The following is a 14,683-nucleotide window of genomic DNA, read 5'->3' as shown; positions in this document are numbered from 1 at the left end:
GATCAGGCCCCAAGCTGTTTACAGATTTGCTCAAAAAACCGGAATTTAGGATCAAACCGATATGTCAAAGAAGCTCTTGGCATGCATAAAGGCCGCTTTCTTGGCCTCGGCAACCTGATGGGCTTCTTCGTCATGGCCCCATTGTTCGATCTGCCAGGTTTCATCCAATCTTGAAATGCGCCATATCTCGTCCGGTTTGCGCCAATTCATGGCGGCCGCAAAGCCAAGAATCAATGACCCCGACAAGCTGACAAGATCGTGAAAAGCGGCCAGTTGGAACGCATCCAGCCCGTGCACCCGAGAACGCAATCTCGCCAGGGCGGATTCCGGCTGCGGTTGATGCAGTACGCCCGCAACCGGAACCAGACGGGCGGACAGCGCGGTCTCGGCCCAATCCAGGGCGGGATCCCATTCGGCGCTCTGACGATCCTGCAACTGCTGCGGGTGGGTTGCGCGATAACACAACAGATCAGAATCGCCATAATCGGCCAGCATGTCGGCCACTTCCTCGTGCTGGATACGGACTTTGTCAATCGCGGCATTTGCAGAACGGGTGAACGGCATCACTGCAGGATCAACCTCTTTTTCCTGCGCGTCCCATTCCCCTGCCACCGCTTCGGCCATGGGGCGGGTTGGCAGGATCAGGTCTGCCTTGGCGGGTGTTTTGACCCCGCGGCCATCCAGTTCGACGGTGAACCCGCCATCAACCTCGACAACGGCGCTGTCCTTCCAGAAGCGTTTCGGTTTCCAGTCACTCATCTTTCAACCCCACATCCCAGCCAGCGCATTGGGCAACTGTTCAAAGGTTTCGATAATGCAAGAAGCTGCGGTCAGAGCCGATTGGTCATGATAGCCCCAGGTGACGCCGATGCCGCGAACACCGGCAGCTGCGGCCATATCCATGTCAAAGCTCGTGTCGCCGATCATCACTGCACAGCCCGGTTCGACCCCGGTTTCCGCCAATGCGGTCTTCACCATGGACGGATGCGGCTTTGAAGGGTGGTGATCCGCGACCTGCCGGGTCACGAAATACGGCTCCAGCCCGTGGGCTTCGATCAATGCGTCCAACCCGCGTTGCGACTTGCCGGTTGCCACGCCAAGAAGCACTTCGGGCACGGCGTGCAATGTTTCAATCGTCTCGCGCGCACCGGGGTACAACGGAGAACTGGCAGCCCCCAATTTTAGACGATGGGAATGATAGGCCTCTTTATACCCTTCGACCAGATCGTTCTGGACCGAGAGAGGCTGTTCCGGCACCAACCGGGCGATGGCATGCGGCAGCGACAACCCGACAATGGACAGGATCGCCTTTCGCGTCGGAACCGGCACGGAAATGGCCTGAAAGCTGGCGGTCATGGAATGAACGATGCTGCCCTGACTGTCGACCAGAGTGCCGTCGACGTCGAACAGGACCAGCCGCAAAGGTGCGCTCATTGCAGCGCCTCAAACGGGTCGTCCGCCGCCAGATCCTCGCTCCATCCGAACGTGTCCCAGCTGTGCTTCATATGCTCGGGCAAGGGCGCCGTTACGGTCACTGGTTTCCGCGTCACCGGATGCAGGAAGGACAGCCGCCGCGCGTGCAAATGCAGCTTTTTGCTGATGATCCCACCCAGTTGCGCACCCCATCCGTCGCCAAGGTTTTCCTGACCCGAACCGCCGTATTTTCCGTCGCCGACAATCGGATGTCCGATTGCGGCCATATGCGCCCGCAACTGGTGCGTACGTCCGGTGATCGGCTCCATCGCGACCCAGGCGGCGCGGCCGGCAACGCGATAAAGGGTTGCGTAATGCGTGTGCGCGCGTCTCGCGCCCGGAGTGCTGTCAATTTCGTTCATATGCACGGGGATCATCTTTTCACCTTCGCCGTGCTTGCCATGACCCGGCGCCTTGACAAGACCCGTCTTGATCTCACCAAGGTAGGGCGTCGGAACACCGGCCACCAGCGCCCAGTAGATCTTGCGCGTTTCGCGGTGACGGAAAGCGGCCGTCAGACCCTTGGCGGCTTCGCGGGTGCGGGCCAGCAGCAGAACACCTGACGTGTCCTTGTCCAATCGATGGACCAGCCGAGGGTTCTCGTCATAGCCGAACCGCAGCGCCTCGGACAGGCTGTCTACATGCCTTGTCTGCCCGCTGCCGCCCTGCACCGGCAGGCCATGCGGCTTGTTCAGCGCCAGAACGTGATCGTCGCGGTAGATCACGCAGGATTGGATCATCCTGGCATCGTCGTCCGAGATACGGCGCTTGACCTCAGCCGGTTTGTGATCGGCATCCGGCAAAGGCGGCACGCGAACCACCTGCCCTGCCTCCAACCGGGTCGAAGCCTTGGCGCGGCTTCCGTCAACACGCAATTCTCCCTTGCGGCACATCTTTTCAATACGACCTTGGCTGACATGCGGAAACAGGCGGCGCAGCCAACGATCCACGCGCTGGTCCCCATCCCCTTCAGCGACTGTAATCATCTGCACGCCACTCATGCCATTACCCCTTGTTCCGCGCGGGTGATCCGCCCGGATTGCGTGTTTATCCGTGTCCCAGAAATCATGGGCGTCTGTCGCGCGCAACGCGGCAAGAGTCAAGGTATCTGGCTCTGGATCTCAGATGTTCGAGAAGTTGCCGTGCCGCCCTGCCCCGTCCCGAAAACGGGCCGCACCAGCGGTTCCTTCGCGACGAATGGCTTCCAACCCGTTGGCCCATTCAACCTTGAGCGCGTCACGAACCGGCATTCCACGGGTTTCAATGATCGACCGGCGGTCTGCCCGAACGGCCTCTTGCGGGAAACGGGCGATATCATGTGCCATGTCTTCAGCCGCATCTCGTGCTGTGCCATGCGGAACGACCTTTTCCGCCAGCCCAATCCTGTAACACTCCTCAGCCTCGATCTTTCGCCCGGTCAAGGCAATCTCCAATGCCTTGCCCTGCCCCACCAGACGCGGCAACCTGACCGAGCCACCATCCATCAGGGTAATCCCCCAGCGGCGGCAAAACACACCCAAGTAAGCCGTTTCCGCCATGACCCGGATATCGCACCACAAGGCAAGCTCCATTCCTCCGGCCACTGCCGCGCCCTCAATCGCGCCGATGACGGGTTTCGAAAGCTCCAGCCGCGACGGCCCCATGGGCCCCAGCGTTGAAGGGGCCGAACCGATGGGAAAGCTGTGTTTTTCGAAATACGCCTCGCGCCGTTCGGGATCGGCCAGCGATGCGGCAAGTTTCAGATCCCACCCTGCACAGAAATTGCCACCTTTGCCCCAGAATACCGCAGCCTTGGCCGAACTGGCCTCGAAACTCAGAAATGCCTCAACCAGTGCCTCGGCATGTTCCGTATCAACGGCGTTCCGCGTATCCGGCCTGTCGTGAATGACGGTCCAGACATCTTCGGATTTTTCGATTGAAACGGGCATATCAAGTCCTCCCCTGCAAACGTTGACCCAAGGGAAGCGTCCAATTTCAATCCTGTCGCCTGTGACGCCGCGGAACGTCCAAGACTGACCCTGCGTAACTAGCTGTTCCGCTGCGTCCGCAGCTTGGCAAAGTAATCGAGGCGTTTCTTTAGCTCACGCTCGAAACCGCGCTCGACCGGTTGATACAACACCGGGCGTTTCATCGTCTCGGGGAAGTAGTTCTGACCGGAAAACCCGTCCTCGGCATCGTGGTCATAGGCATAGCCCGCGCCGTAACCCTGATCTTTCATCAAAGAGGTCGGCGCGTTCAGGATATGCTTGGGCGGTGGCTCGCTGCCGGACTGCTTGGCCAGCCGCATTGCCGCCTTGTAGCCGACATAGGCGCCGTTGGATTTTGGCGCCAGGGCAAGATAGACCAACGCCTGAGCAAGCGCCAACTCGCCCTCGGGTGAACCCAGACGTTCGTAGGTTTCCCACGATTGCAAACAAATGGCCTGCGCCTGCGGATCGGCCAAGCCGATATCCTCGACCGCCATGCGTGTGATCCTGCGCGCAAGGTACCGCGGGTCTTCACCCCCGGTCAGCATGCGCGCAAACCAATACAAGGCCGCATCGGGGTCAGAACCGCGCACCGATTTGTGCAGGGCCGAGATCAGGTTGTAATGTTCGTCTCCGGATTTGTCGTATTTCGCAGCCCGCCGCATCAAACGCGTTGACAGCGCATCGGGGCCCAGCGACGCATCCACCTTCCACGCCGAAACCTGTTCGATCAGGTTCAGCAAAGCCCGACCGTCGCCATCGGCCATCTCTTGCAACGCATCGCGGGCGGCAGGCGTCAATGGTAACGCATGGCCCAGCTCTTTCTCGGCCCGCTGGGTCAGACGCTCCAGATCGGCAAGGCTCAGCCGTTCCAGCACCAGCACCTGCGACCGGCTGAGCACAGCGGCATTCAGTTCGAATGACGGGTTCTCGGTCGTTGCGCCGACCAACAGGATTGTCCCGTCTTCCATATGGGGCAGAAACCCATCTTGCTGAGCCTTGTTGAAGCGGTGAATCTCGTCCACGAACAACAAGGTGCCCTGCCCGTTCTGGCGGCGTATTTTCGCGGCCTCGAAGACTTTCTTCAGATCCGGCACACCGGTAAAAATCGCACTGATCTGAACGAAATGCAGATCGGTTTCCTGTGCCAACAGCCGTGCAATCGTGGTCTTTCCAACTCCGGGTGGGCCCCAGAAGATCAGGCTGGACAGACTGCCTGCCGCCAGCATGACACCCAGAGGGGCCTCGGGGCCCAGCACCTGCTCCTGCCCGATCACCTCGGCCAGGGATCGAGGCCGCAACCGGTCAGCCAGAGGCCGGTGAGGAGAAGCAACGGGTTCCGCCGCCCCGGTATCGAACAGATCACTCACAGGTCACAACCGGAACCGCAAAGAGACGGACCGCCCCCCGCGCACCAGACCGATCTGCACGTAGCGACCCGGATCGGTCAGTGCGGTCTCAACGTCCCGAGGGCGCTGGATCTCATCGGAATTGATGCTTTCAAGAATATCACCAGTTCGCAAACCCGCCCTTCCGCCATACGGGCCGGGATCCACCACGACGACACCGGCCTGCGACAGCAACAATCCCATCCTGGTGATCACTGCGGGGTTGACCCGGGACACCACCAACCCCGGAAGAACGGTTCTGTCGTTCAACGTCATTTCTTCGGCGGCCGGAACATCGGGGGCTTTGATAAACGCCACCTCAACATCTTCACTTTGCGCGCCGCGCAGACGGGTCAGAACCGAGGTTCCGCCCACTCCGGCGACCGACATCCGAAACTTCATCTCGGCGGGCGAGTTTACCTCATCCCCGTCCACATGGGTTACCACGTCTCCCACTCTGAACCCTGCGTCGCGCAAAGGGCTGTGTTCATGCAGATCAGAGATCACAACGCCCAACGGGATAGCCAGGCCAAGGGATTCCGCGATATCCGCGCTCATGTGTTGACCCGACATTCCCGCCCACGGGCTGACAAAGGTTTCGTTTCCCTGCTGCGCCTGCTTGAGGAATTGCGCCACCAGATTGGCGGGAATGGCAAAGCCTATTCCGTTTGACCCACCCGATCGGGTCAGAATCGAGGTATTGATCCCGATAAGCTGGCCATTTACATCGATCAGCGCCCCACCGGAGTTGCCCGGGTTGATTGCCGCATCCGTCTGGATGAAATACCCGCGGCCATTCCCGGTTGCCGTGCCCGTGCGCGCCAGCCCCGAGATGATGCCGGACGAAACCGTTTGCCCCACGCCGAACGGGTTTCCGATGGCCAGGGCCAGCTCTCCGACTTCGACCTGATCGGAATCGCGAAGGGTCAGGTAGGGCAGGTCTTTGGCCTCTTTCAGACGCAGGATCGCGATATCGCTTTCCTCATGGCCCAGCACAACTTCGGCCGAAAACTCGCGACGATCCGTCGTGACAACCCGGATCTCGGTCGCAGAGCCGACCACGTGATAGTTGGAAACAACATACCCATCGCCCGACAGGATAACCCCGGAACCCAACGAGTTTTGAACCCGCTGACGTGGTTCGCCAAACCCCCGGCCAAAGAAATCCTGAAAGAACGGGTCCGAGAAAAACGGGCTTGCCCGGCCCTGCCGGACGATCTTGGCATAGATGTTCACAACCGCCGGTGATGCCTGTTTCACGACCGGGGCAAATCCCAGCGAAATCTCGGCCTGTGACTGCGGAACTTTCGTTTCGGCCATTCCTTGCGTCGCGCAGGTCAAAGCAACAAGGGTCAGCATTACGCGGATCATGGTGGCTCCGTTTTTGCGATTGGCCCAGATATGCTGACACAAAATCCGAATTGCAAGTCGGCGGTCAGGTATGCCCCGCAACATGTCCGGCATGCCATAACGAAAAAACCTCCGTCCGGTTTCCCGAACGGAGGTTCGACCGTGACCTTGGGTCAGATCTTATTCTTCGTCTGCTGCCTCTTCGGCGGCAACGCGGGCTTTGTCGGCTGCGCCCTTGGCATCGACGTCACGATCAACGAATTCGATGATCGCCATCGGGGCCATGTCGCCATAGCGGAAGCCGGCTTTCAGGATGCGGACATAACCGCCCTGACGCTCGGCATAGCGGGGGCCCAGAACTTCGAACAGCTTCGCGACATCTTTGTCTTCTTTCAGCTGTGCTGCGGCCTGACGGCGGGCGTGCAGGTCGCCGCGCTTGCCCAGAGTGACCAGCTTTTCGATGATCGGGCGCAGTTCTTTTGCCTTGGGCAGAGTTGTTTTGATTTGCTCATGCTCGATGAGCGAGCCAGCCATGTTCGCAAACAGCGCCTTGCGGTGCTCATGAGTACGGTTCAGGCGGCGGTAACCACGTGCGTGACGCATTTTCTAGTTCCTTCTTTCGCGTTTTGCTTTGTCTGGCCGGCGATGCGTGTCACCGGCTCTCCTTGGGGCGGAAATGCCCATATGGTCCCCGGATATTCCCAATTCAGGCCGGGCATTGAGGAAGACGCGCTTAGAACGCGTCTTCGAATTTCTTCGCCAGATCTTCGATGTTGTCCGGTGGCCAATCCTCGACATCCATGCCCAGGTGCAGGCCCATGCCGGACAGCACTTCCTTGATCTCGTTCAGCGACTTGCGGCCGAAGTTCGGAGTGCGCAGCATCTCGGCTTCGGTCTTCTGGATCAGATCGCCGATATAGACGATGTTGTCGTTCTTCAGGCAGTTTGCCGAACGGACCGACAGTTCCAGCTCGTCCACCTTCTTCAGCAGCAGCGGGTTGAACTCCAGACCATCGTCCTCGTCCTGACGGCTTGCCGATTCCGGCTCGTCGAAGTTGACGAAGATCGACAGCTGATCCTGAAGGATACGAGCGGCAAAGGCCAGCGCGTCTTCCGGCGTGATCGAACCATCGGTTTCGATCTTCAGGGTCAGTTTGTCATAGTCCAGAACCTGACCTTCACGGGTCGGCTGAACGTCATAGGCAACCTTTTTGACCGGCGAATAGATCGCGTCGATCGGGATCAGGCCGATAGGCGCGTCTTCGGGCTTGTTCTTTTCAGCCGAAACGTAACCCTTGCCGGTGTTGACGGTCAGTTCCATGAACAGGTCCGCGCCATCGTCCAGGTGGCAGATGACGTGATCGCGGTTCAGAACCTCGATACCGGCGCTTTCGCTGATGTCACCAGCAGTGACGACTGCGGGGCCTTTGGCATTGATCGACAGGCGCTTGGGGCCTTCGACTTCCATGCGCAGGGCAACCTGCTTGAGGTTCAGGATGATGTCGGTGACGTCTTCACGAACGCCTGCCACGCTCGAAAACTCGTGCAGGACGTTGTCGATCTGGACGCTGGTGATGGCCGCACCTTGCAGCGAGCTCATCAGGACGCGGCGCAGGGCGTTGCCCAAGGTCAGACCAAAGCCACGCTCCAGCGGTTCGGCAACCAGGGTGGCCTGACGTGCAGGATCATTGCCCGGCTTGGCTTCCAGCTGGGTCGGCTTGATCAATTCTGCCCAATTCTTGTGGATCATGTAATCCCTCCATTCCTGTCCGCGCCCCATGACCAACAAGGTGCAGACGCCCGAGGTTCAAAATGACGTGCTGGGGCCGTGCAGAAACACAGCCCCAGCTCAATTCAAAATCGCTTAGACGCGACGACGCTTCGGCGGGCGGCAGCCATTGTGAGCAATCGGTGTCACGTCACGGATCGACGTGATGTTGAAGCCCACGGCAGCCAGCGCGCGCAGTGCCGATTCACGGCCCGAACCGGGGCCCTGAACTTCGACTTCCAGCGTCTTGACGCCATGTTCCTGCGCCTTCTTGCCTGCGTCTTCCGCAGCCATCTGCGCGGCATACGGAGTAGATTTCCGCGATCCCTTGAAGCCCATGGTACCGGCAGACGACCACGAGATGGCGTTGCCCTGTACGTCCGAGATCAGGATCTTGGTGTTGTTGAAGGTCGAGTTCACATGGGCGACGCCCGATGCGATGTTCTTACGCTCTTTGCGCTTAACGCGAGTCTTGTCACGTGCCATCGGTCAGACCCTCCCTTATTTCTTCTTACCGGCAATGGCCTTTGCGGGGCCTTTGCGGGTACGAGCGTTGGTGTGGGTACGCTGACCGCGAACCGGTAGGTTGCGGCGGTGACGCAGACCGCGATAGCAGCCCAGGTCCATCAGACGCTTGACGTTCATCTGAACTTCGCGACGCAGGTCGCCTTCGACGGTGTAGTTGGCGTCGATGTGCTCGCGGATGGCCAGAACTTCGGCATCCGACAGTTCATTGACGCGGCGGTGCGCTTCAATGCCCACGGCTTCGCAGATCGCTTTGGCCGAGGTGTTGCCGATACCGGTGATATATGTGAGGGCGATTGGAACCCGCTTTGCAGTCGGGATGTTTACGCCGGCAATACGTGCCACGTGTCACTTTCCTTTTTGTTGCGGTTCCGTAACTCCGGAACCTTTTTTCACAACACTTTACCGTGGCAGTGACGCCAGAGGGTCCAGTATTATTCGAGGTGGTCGGGGCAATTGGGACGAATCCCGCATGCGGTCTTGATTCCCTTTAGGGATGGGGGTCGATATGGGCTTTTGGCGCTGGCGTCAAGTCCGAAACGAGGACCGTCAATCTCGAAGGTAATTACAGAGAACTCAAAAGCCTAGATATCGCGAACTTTGGAGCAGTTAAGACCACTTATCAACGCTGATGTTTGACCCTGGATCGTGAGCGATGCTCAATCCCTTTCGTTGAAACTCATACTGAATAGCGAAAATCTGGTTTTGCAAAGCATCCCGCTTACGGCGGATATCCCACGTGATCAAAGCAGGTAAACCAAATACAGTGAAGAGGTAGAACAGAGAAACGCTGATATACTGCAAAATGTACTCTGCCAAGAACAGCCACAATGCAACGATGGGTAATCCAAGCAAAAACCATCGCTTCGTAGACTTTAAGAAAAGGCTGCGCCCCTCTTCCAAAAGATCTCTATAAAGATCAATCTTTGGCTCCAATTCAGGAGGCACAGCTGCGTTTCGATAAATCATACGAAGTCCCGGCGGACTAACCCAGTATCGCCTCGATCGACGCCGTCACTTCCTTGATATCCGCCAGCCCGTTCACGGGGCGCAGATCGCCCTTGGCGTAGTAATAGCCAATCAGCGGAGACGTCTTCTTGTAGTATTCCATCAGGCGCGTGCGCAGGCTGTCTTCGTTGTCATCAGCGCGGCGCTGGAAATCATTTTCCTTGCCGCAATTGGTGCATTTGCCATCTGCCGGGATCGGCTTGGTGTTGTCGTTATAGACCTCGCCACATCCGCCACAGGTTGAGCGTGCGGTGATCCGGCCCACCAGCGCGTCGTCATCAACGCGCATCTCGATCACGGTGTGCAGCGACTGGCCCAGCTTGGTCAGCAGAGCGGCCAAAGCATCGGCCTGCGCCAGCGTGCGGGGAAAGCCGTCAAAGATGAAACCGGCCCCTGTTTCGGTGGTCAGCTTCTCTTCGATCAGTCCAATCACGATTTCATCGGTGACCAGCTTGCCCGCATCCATGATCGCCGCAACCTTCCGGCCCATCTCGGTGCCCGAGGTCTTGGCTTCGCGCAGCATGTCGCCCGTGCTGAGCTGCACCATGCCGCGTGTTTCAACCAGATGACGCGCCTGCGTTCCTTTCCCGGCCCCCGGGGGGCCCAACAGAATGATATTCATCGACGAGAGGGTCCCTTCCTGCCGCGTTTCTTGCCTTTGCCGCGCAGTTGAGACTTTTCGATAAGCCCTTCGTATTGATGCGCCAGCAGGTGGCTCTGGACCTGCTGGATCGTGTCCATGGTCACAGAGACGATAATCAGAACCGAGGTGCCGCCGAAATAGAACGGAATGGCAAATTGGCCCCGCAGAATTTCGGGCAGCAGACAGACGGCGGCCAGATAGGCCGAACCCAGCACCAGCACGCGGTTGACCACGTATTCCAGATACTCGGCGGTTTTCTTGCCGGGCCGGATACCGGGCACGAACCCGTTCTGCTTTTTCAGGTTGTCCGCCACATCATCCGGTTTGAACGACACGTTGAACGTGTAGAAATACGCAAAGAACACGATCATCGAGGCAAAGAACAGCAGATACAGCGGCTGTCCGGGGCCGAAATTGGCCAGCAGCCACGACATGACCGGCCCGTTTGCAGCGCCGGACGAGAAGGTCGAGATCGTCACCGGCAGCAGCAGCAGCGAGCTGGCAAAGATCGCCGGGATCACGCCCGCGGGGTTGACCTTGACCGGCAGGTGGCTGGAGCCGCCTTCGTAGATTTTCATCCCGGCCTGACGGCGCGGATACTGAATGTGGATCTTGCGCAATGCACGCTCCATGAACACCACGAAGGTGATCACCGCGATCACCATGACGATCACGCCAACAATTACGGCGGGGCTGATTGCGCCGCTGCGGCCACTTGCAAAAAACTGTGCCAGCGCGGCCGGAACCTCGGCAATGATGCCGACGAAGATGATCAGAGAGATGCCGTTGCCGATACCGCGTGCGGTGATCTGCTCACCCAGCCACATCAGGAACATGGTGCCGCCAACCAGCGTTATCATGGTCGACATGCGGAAATAGAGCCCCGGATCAGTCGCCAGATCGCCCGATTCCAGCGAAACGGCAAGACCATAGGCCTGCACGGTGGCCAGCGCCACGGTGCCGAAACGGGTGTACTGGTTGATCTTCTTGCGTCCCTGCTCGCCCTCTTTCTTGAGCTGTTCGAGCGCGGGAACCATGGATGTCAGCAACTGAACGATGATAGAGGCCGAGATGTAGGGCATGATGCCGAGGGCAAAGATGCCCATCCGCCCCAGCGCCCCGCCGGTGAACATCGAAATCATGCCGCCGATGCCCTGCCCCGCCTGTTCCATGAATTCGCGCAAAGCTGCTCCGTCAATCCCTGGCACCGGAATGAAGGTGCCCAGACGATAGACGATCAGCAAACCCAGCGTGAACAGGATGCGGTTGCGCAGATCGGTGGCCTTGCCCAAAGCAGCCCAGCTTGTATTGGCTGCCATTTGTTCTGCTGCTGATACCATAAATCGGTCTCTCTTATGCAAACGCCGCCCGGAACCGTTTTCCGGCTCGGACGGCGTCTTGGAAAACTCTGAGGTCTATGTAAGCGGGTCTTTGCCCGCTCACAAGCGATTACTCTGCCGCAGCGGCTTTTGTGACCTTCAGTGAACCGCCCGCTTTTTCAACTGCCTCGACGGCAGATTTCGAAGCACCGGTCACTTCAAGGTTCACCTTGGCGCTGATTTCGCCTTTGGCCAGAACGCGGATACCGTCCAGCTTGCGGCGCACCAGACCGGACGCAACCAGAGCGTCTTCGGTGATCTCAGCCGAAGCGTCCAGCTTGCCGGCTTCGACGAATTTCTGGATCAGACCCAGGTTGATAACGGCGAATTCCTTGCGGTTCGGCTTGTTGAAGCCGCGCTTGGGCAAACGCTGGTACAATGGCATCTGACCGCCTTCGTAGCCGTTGATGGCCACGCCCGAACGGGATTTCTGGCCTTTGATACCACGGCCACCCATTTTACCCTTGCCGGAACCCGGACCACGGCCAACGCGGGTGCGTTTCGGGCTTGCGCCTGGATTGTCGCGCAGTTCGTTCAGTTTCATGTCGCTTCTCCTAAGCCGGATATGACCCCGAAGCGTGATGGGCCAAACACGGCATTTCTTGGTTTTGATTCTCGTGGCGGAAAGCCACCGCAGGCGTATAGGCCCGATAACCGCACTTGACAAGCCTGTAGATCGCCCTGCGCCGCGGGGTGCTGGCATAGGGTCCCGAGCCAAGTGTTACACAAAGGGCACCTCTGCCGACCTTTGACCGAAAAGTGACCGTGAAATGCAGCGCCTTTTTCAAAAAACCGCTTGCTATGTCGGGGTGGTCGTCTATCCGGTGGCCAGCAAACACTTGACTGGCAGGCGTATGACTGAACCCTTTCTTCCGCTCCGCGACAAGCCGGAGACCACCGCCGCACGTAACTGGGTAACAACGCTTGCCAAATATCGCGAACCGGACCAGATGCGCAGCTCTTTTGAGCTGGGCGTGAGCATCATTCCCTTTTTCGGGCTGTGGGCTTTGTCCTGGATGTCACTTTCAGTCAGCTATTGGCTGGCCTTTGCGCTTTCGGTCCTCAATGCGGCCTTTCTACTGCGCTTGTTTGCCATCCAGCATGATTGCGGGCACGGCGCATTCTTTAAAAACCGGGCCGTCAGCGACTGGGTTGGGCGGGGTCTTGGGGTTCTGACACTAACACCATATGATGTCTGGCGCCGCACGCACTCCGCACATCACAACAGTTCAGGCAACCTGGACAAGCGCGGGATGGGCGATATCCACACCCTGACCGTGGCCGAATATCGCGCCAAAACACCGTTGAGCCAGTTCTGGTATCGCGTGTACCGGAACCCGATCACTCTGTTCGTGCTTGGCCCTGGCTATCTGTTCTTGTTTCAAAACCGCCTTCCGCTGGGTCTGACAGACAGCGTCAGGTTCTGGGTCAGCGCGATGGCGACCAATCTTGCCATTCTGGTTGCCCTCGTGGCCATCTACTATTTTGGCGGGCTGATGCCGATGCTGCTGATCTTTCTGCCGTCGACACTGATTGCCGCAACGGCCGGAGTTTGGCTGTTTTATGTACAACACCAGTTCGAGAATACGCATTGGGACGCGGATGCAGACTGGCAACTGCATGAAGCGGCGCTGCACGGAAGTTCGCACTATATCCTGCCCTCGGTGTTGCAGTGGTTCAGTGCCAATATCGGCATCCACCATGTACACCACCTTTACAGCCGCATTCCGTTCTACCGCCTGACCGAAGTGCTGCGCGATCATGAAGAACTGGCAAACAGCAACCGGATGACCATCCGGGAAAGCCTCGCCAATGCGCGGCTTCACCTGTGGGACGAGAAGAACCGTCGTCTGTTGTCCTTTGCCGAGGCCCGCGCACTTTACGAGTAACGGGCATGTCCGGCAGTTTGGTTTCTGAAATCTCAGCGCGTCCCTTGCGTCAACAGCAGGTGTTTGGCGCGGGATAGTCTTGATCCATCGCGACGACTTTCTTGGGCGTTATTTTGACAGAGAATGCGCGCGTCACAAACCGGTATTCAGCCGGCGCAAAGGCAGGCGCAGCAACAGTGCCTTCATCCGGATTGCGGCTGGTTTGGTCGCCGACGCCTGGACGGGACAGCGATCGCGATTGACGCAAACCGCATCGCGCCAACATTGCTGCGAAAAGGGCGCGTGACCATCTGGTGACATGAACACCACTCTGCACGGCATTTGTGATGACCAAGTGCAGCCGTTCACCCCGTTCGTCGACGCTGGGCCAGGCTGCGGCACCGAAAAAGAATATTCGCCACCCCGGGAATGTGGGTACGGCGGAAATCGGTCATGCCCTTGCACAAATCGAACGAAATACCTTGTCACACCCCCGCCCCGATGCCATATGCAAAGAGCTTACGTTTTTCTATTCGACCTACTGTCTCCTTCATCGGCAGTCAGTCTATCGATACAGACCGACGACGCCAGGCTGCCGCAACTCCGTGGGCAGCACTCAAACAGGAGACACGGATATGCCAGCAGGCACCGTAAAATGGTTCAACACCACCAAAGGCTTCGGCTTCATCGCACCGGAAGAGGGCGGCAAAGATGTATTCGTACACATCTCGGCTGTCGAACGTTCGGGCCTGACCGGTCTGGCCGACAACCAGAAAGTCACGTACGAGCTGCGCGCCGGCCGTGACGGCCGCGAAAGCGCTGACAGCATCCAGCTGGCCTGAGCTTGATATCGGGTGAGGGGATCCCCCCTCGCCCCTTTCCCGCCACAACCTCGGGTGGCAGGCAGGACACATCACGTCCACGTGATATCTGCCCTAGAATTGACCAAATATCATATCATGATGAAATTGGTTTCAGTTTCATTGGTCATTCGACGAGGGTTTCGATGTTTACACGCCGTATTTTTCTGGCCGGAACAGCAGCCAGCATGTTGCCGGGCATCGCCAGCGCCAAAAAGGCGGTCGAGTATGATCCGACACCGCAATTCGTGCGCATCAAGAAACAGTTTGTACCCGGTCAGCTGCTGGTCGCGCCCCGGTCGTTCTATCTTTACTTGGTCACTGAATCTCGCAAGGCGATCCGCTATGGATGCGGCGTCGGCAAGGCAGGGCTGGAGTTTACCGGCACGGCCACCATCGATGTGAAAAAGGAATGGCCGACCTGGCGCCCGACCGATGAGATGATCGAACGTGA

General features: G+C 58.6%; 17 protein-coding genes. 3 read left to right on the top strand and 14 right to left on the bottom strand.

The window, feature by feature from the left end:
- Positions 1-51: 51 nt before the first annotated feature.
- From AC2FNN_RS13205 to rplO, 14 genes are all read right to left on the bottom strand, one after another.
- Positions 52-759: an ATP12 family chaperone protein gene (locus AC2FNN_RS13205; RefSeq protein WP_496759016.1), complete on the bottom strand. Its 708-nt coding sequence runs from the start codon at positions 757-759 to the stop codon at positions 52-54.
- A 3-nt stretch (positions 760-762) separates the two neighbouring features.
- Positions 763-1,434 (bottom strand): HAD-IA family hydrolase, encoded by a 672-nt coding sequence (locus AC2FNN_RS13200; protein WP_496759015.1) that lies wholly within the window; start codon positions 1,432-1,434, stop codon positions 763-765.
- Positions 1,431-2,474 carry an RluA family pseudouridine synthase gene (locus AC2FNN_RS13195; protein ID WP_496759014.1) on the bottom strand — a complete coding sequence of 348 codons (1,044 nt, stop codon included), beginning with the start codon at positions 2,472-2,474 and terminating at the stop codon, positions 1,431-1,433. The genes AC2FNN_RS13200 and AC2FNN_RS13195 overlap by 4 nt, the downstream gene beginning before the upstream one ends.
- A gap of 120 nt (positions 2,475-2,594) precedes the next feature.
- Positions 2,595-3,401 carry a crotonase/enoyl-CoA hydratase family protein gene (locus tag AC2FNN_RS13190; RefSeq protein WP_496759013.1) on the bottom strand — a complete coding sequence of 269 codons (807 nt, stop codon included), beginning with the start codon at positions 3,399-3,401 and terminating at the stop codon, positions 2,595-2,597.
- 98 nt (positions 3,402-3,499) lie between these two features.
- Positions 3,500-4,810 carry a replication-associated recombination protein A gene (locus AC2FNN_RS13185; RefSeq protein ID WP_496759012.1) on the bottom strand — a complete coding sequence of 437 codons (1,311 nt, stop codon included), beginning with the start codon at positions 4,808-4,810 and terminating at the stop codon, positions 3,500-3,502.
- Positions 4,811-4,813: 3 nt separating this feature from the next.
- Entirely contained in the window at positions 4,814-6,199 is a 1,386-nt protein-coding gene (locus AC2FNN_RS13180; protein WP_496759011.1) for a trypsin-like peptidase domain-containing protein, read from the bottom strand.
- 159 nt (positions 6,200-6,358) lie between these two features.
- Positions 6,359-6,781: a 50S ribosomal protein L17 gene (gene rplQ, locus AC2FNN_RS13175; RefSeq protein ID WP_039538314.1), complete on the bottom strand. Its 423-nt coding sequence runs from the start codon at positions 6,779-6,781 to the stop codon at positions 6,359-6,361.
- A gap of 130 nt (positions 6,782-6,911) precedes the next feature.
- Positions 6,912-7,928 carry a DNA-directed RNA polymerase subunit alpha gene (locus AC2FNN_RS13170; RefSeq protein WP_117870179.1) on the bottom strand — a complete coding sequence of 339 codons (1,017 nt, stop codon included), beginning with the start codon at positions 7,926-7,928 and terminating at the stop codon, positions 6,912-6,914.
- 114 nt (positions 7,929-8,042) lie between these two features.
- A complete protein-coding gene (rpsK, locus tag AC2FNN_RS13165; protein ID WP_008757289.1) occupies positions 8,043-8,432 on the bottom strand; it encodes a 30S ribosomal protein S11 in 390 nt (129 codons plus the stop codon).
- Positions 8,433-8,447: 15 nt separating this feature from the next.
- Positions 8,448-8,816 carry a 30S ribosomal protein S13 gene (rpsM, locus tag AC2FNN_RS13160; protein ID WP_170576075.1) on the bottom strand — a complete coding sequence of 123 codons (369 nt, stop codon included), beginning with the start codon at positions 8,814-8,816 and terminating at the stop codon, positions 8,448-8,450.
- A 264-nt stretch (positions 8,817-9,080) separates the two neighbouring features.
- Positions 9,081-9,440 (bottom strand): hypothetical protein, encoded by a 360-nt coding sequence (locus AC2FNN_RS13155; protein ID WP_480508515.1) that lies wholly within the window; start codon positions 9,438-9,440, stop codon positions 9,081-9,083.
- A 16-nt stretch (positions 9,441-9,456) separates the two neighbouring features.
- Positions 9,457-10,101 (bottom strand): adenylate kinase, encoded by a 645-nt coding sequence (locus AC2FNN_RS13150; RefSeq protein WP_209505861.1) that lies wholly within the window; start codon positions 10,099-10,101, stop codon positions 9,457-9,459.
- A complete protein-coding gene (gene secY, locus AC2FNN_RS13145) occupies positions 10,098-11,462 on the bottom strand; it encodes a preprotein translocase subunit SecY (protein WP_171634788.1) in 1,365 nt (454 codons plus the stop codon). Before secY ends, AC2FNN_RS13150 begins: the two co-directional genes overlap by 4 nt.
- A gap of 109 nt (positions 11,463-11,571) precedes the next feature.
- A complete protein-coding gene (gene rplO / locus AC2FNN_RS13140) occupies positions 11,572-12,045 on the bottom strand; it encodes a 50S ribosomal protein L15 (RefSeq protein ID WP_496759010.1) in 474 nt (157 codons plus the stop codon).
- Between the two features lie 310 nt (positions 12,046-12,355).
- Here rplO and AC2FNN_RS13135 point away from each other — a divergent pair, with 310 nt between their 5' ends.
- From AC2FNN_RS13135 to AC2FNN_RS13125, 3 genes are all read left to right on the top strand, one after another.
- Positions 12,356-13,390, top strand: coding sequence for a fatty acid desaturase (locus AC2FNN_RS13135; RefSeq protein ID WP_496759036.1), 1,035 nt, complete (start codon positions 12,356-12,358; stop codon positions 13,388-13,390).
- Positions 13,391-14,004: 614 nt separating this feature from the next.
- Positions 14,005-14,211, top strand: a complete 207-nt coding sequence (locus tag AC2FNN_RS13130) for a cold-shock protein (protein ID WP_152456904.1) — start codon at positions 14,005-14,007, stop codon at positions 14,209-14,211.
- A gap of 164 nt (positions 14,212-14,375) precedes the next feature.
- Positions 14,376-14,683 (top strand): L,D-transpeptidase (locus AC2FNN_RS13125; protein ID WP_496759009.1); only part of this gene is annotated, 308 nt, incomplete at its 3' end.

This window comes from Ruegeria sp. BHSA118, from assembly GCF_059613405.1.
Note: the sequence above shows the minus strand (reverse complement) of the source record. Positions and strands in the feature narration are given on the sequence as shown.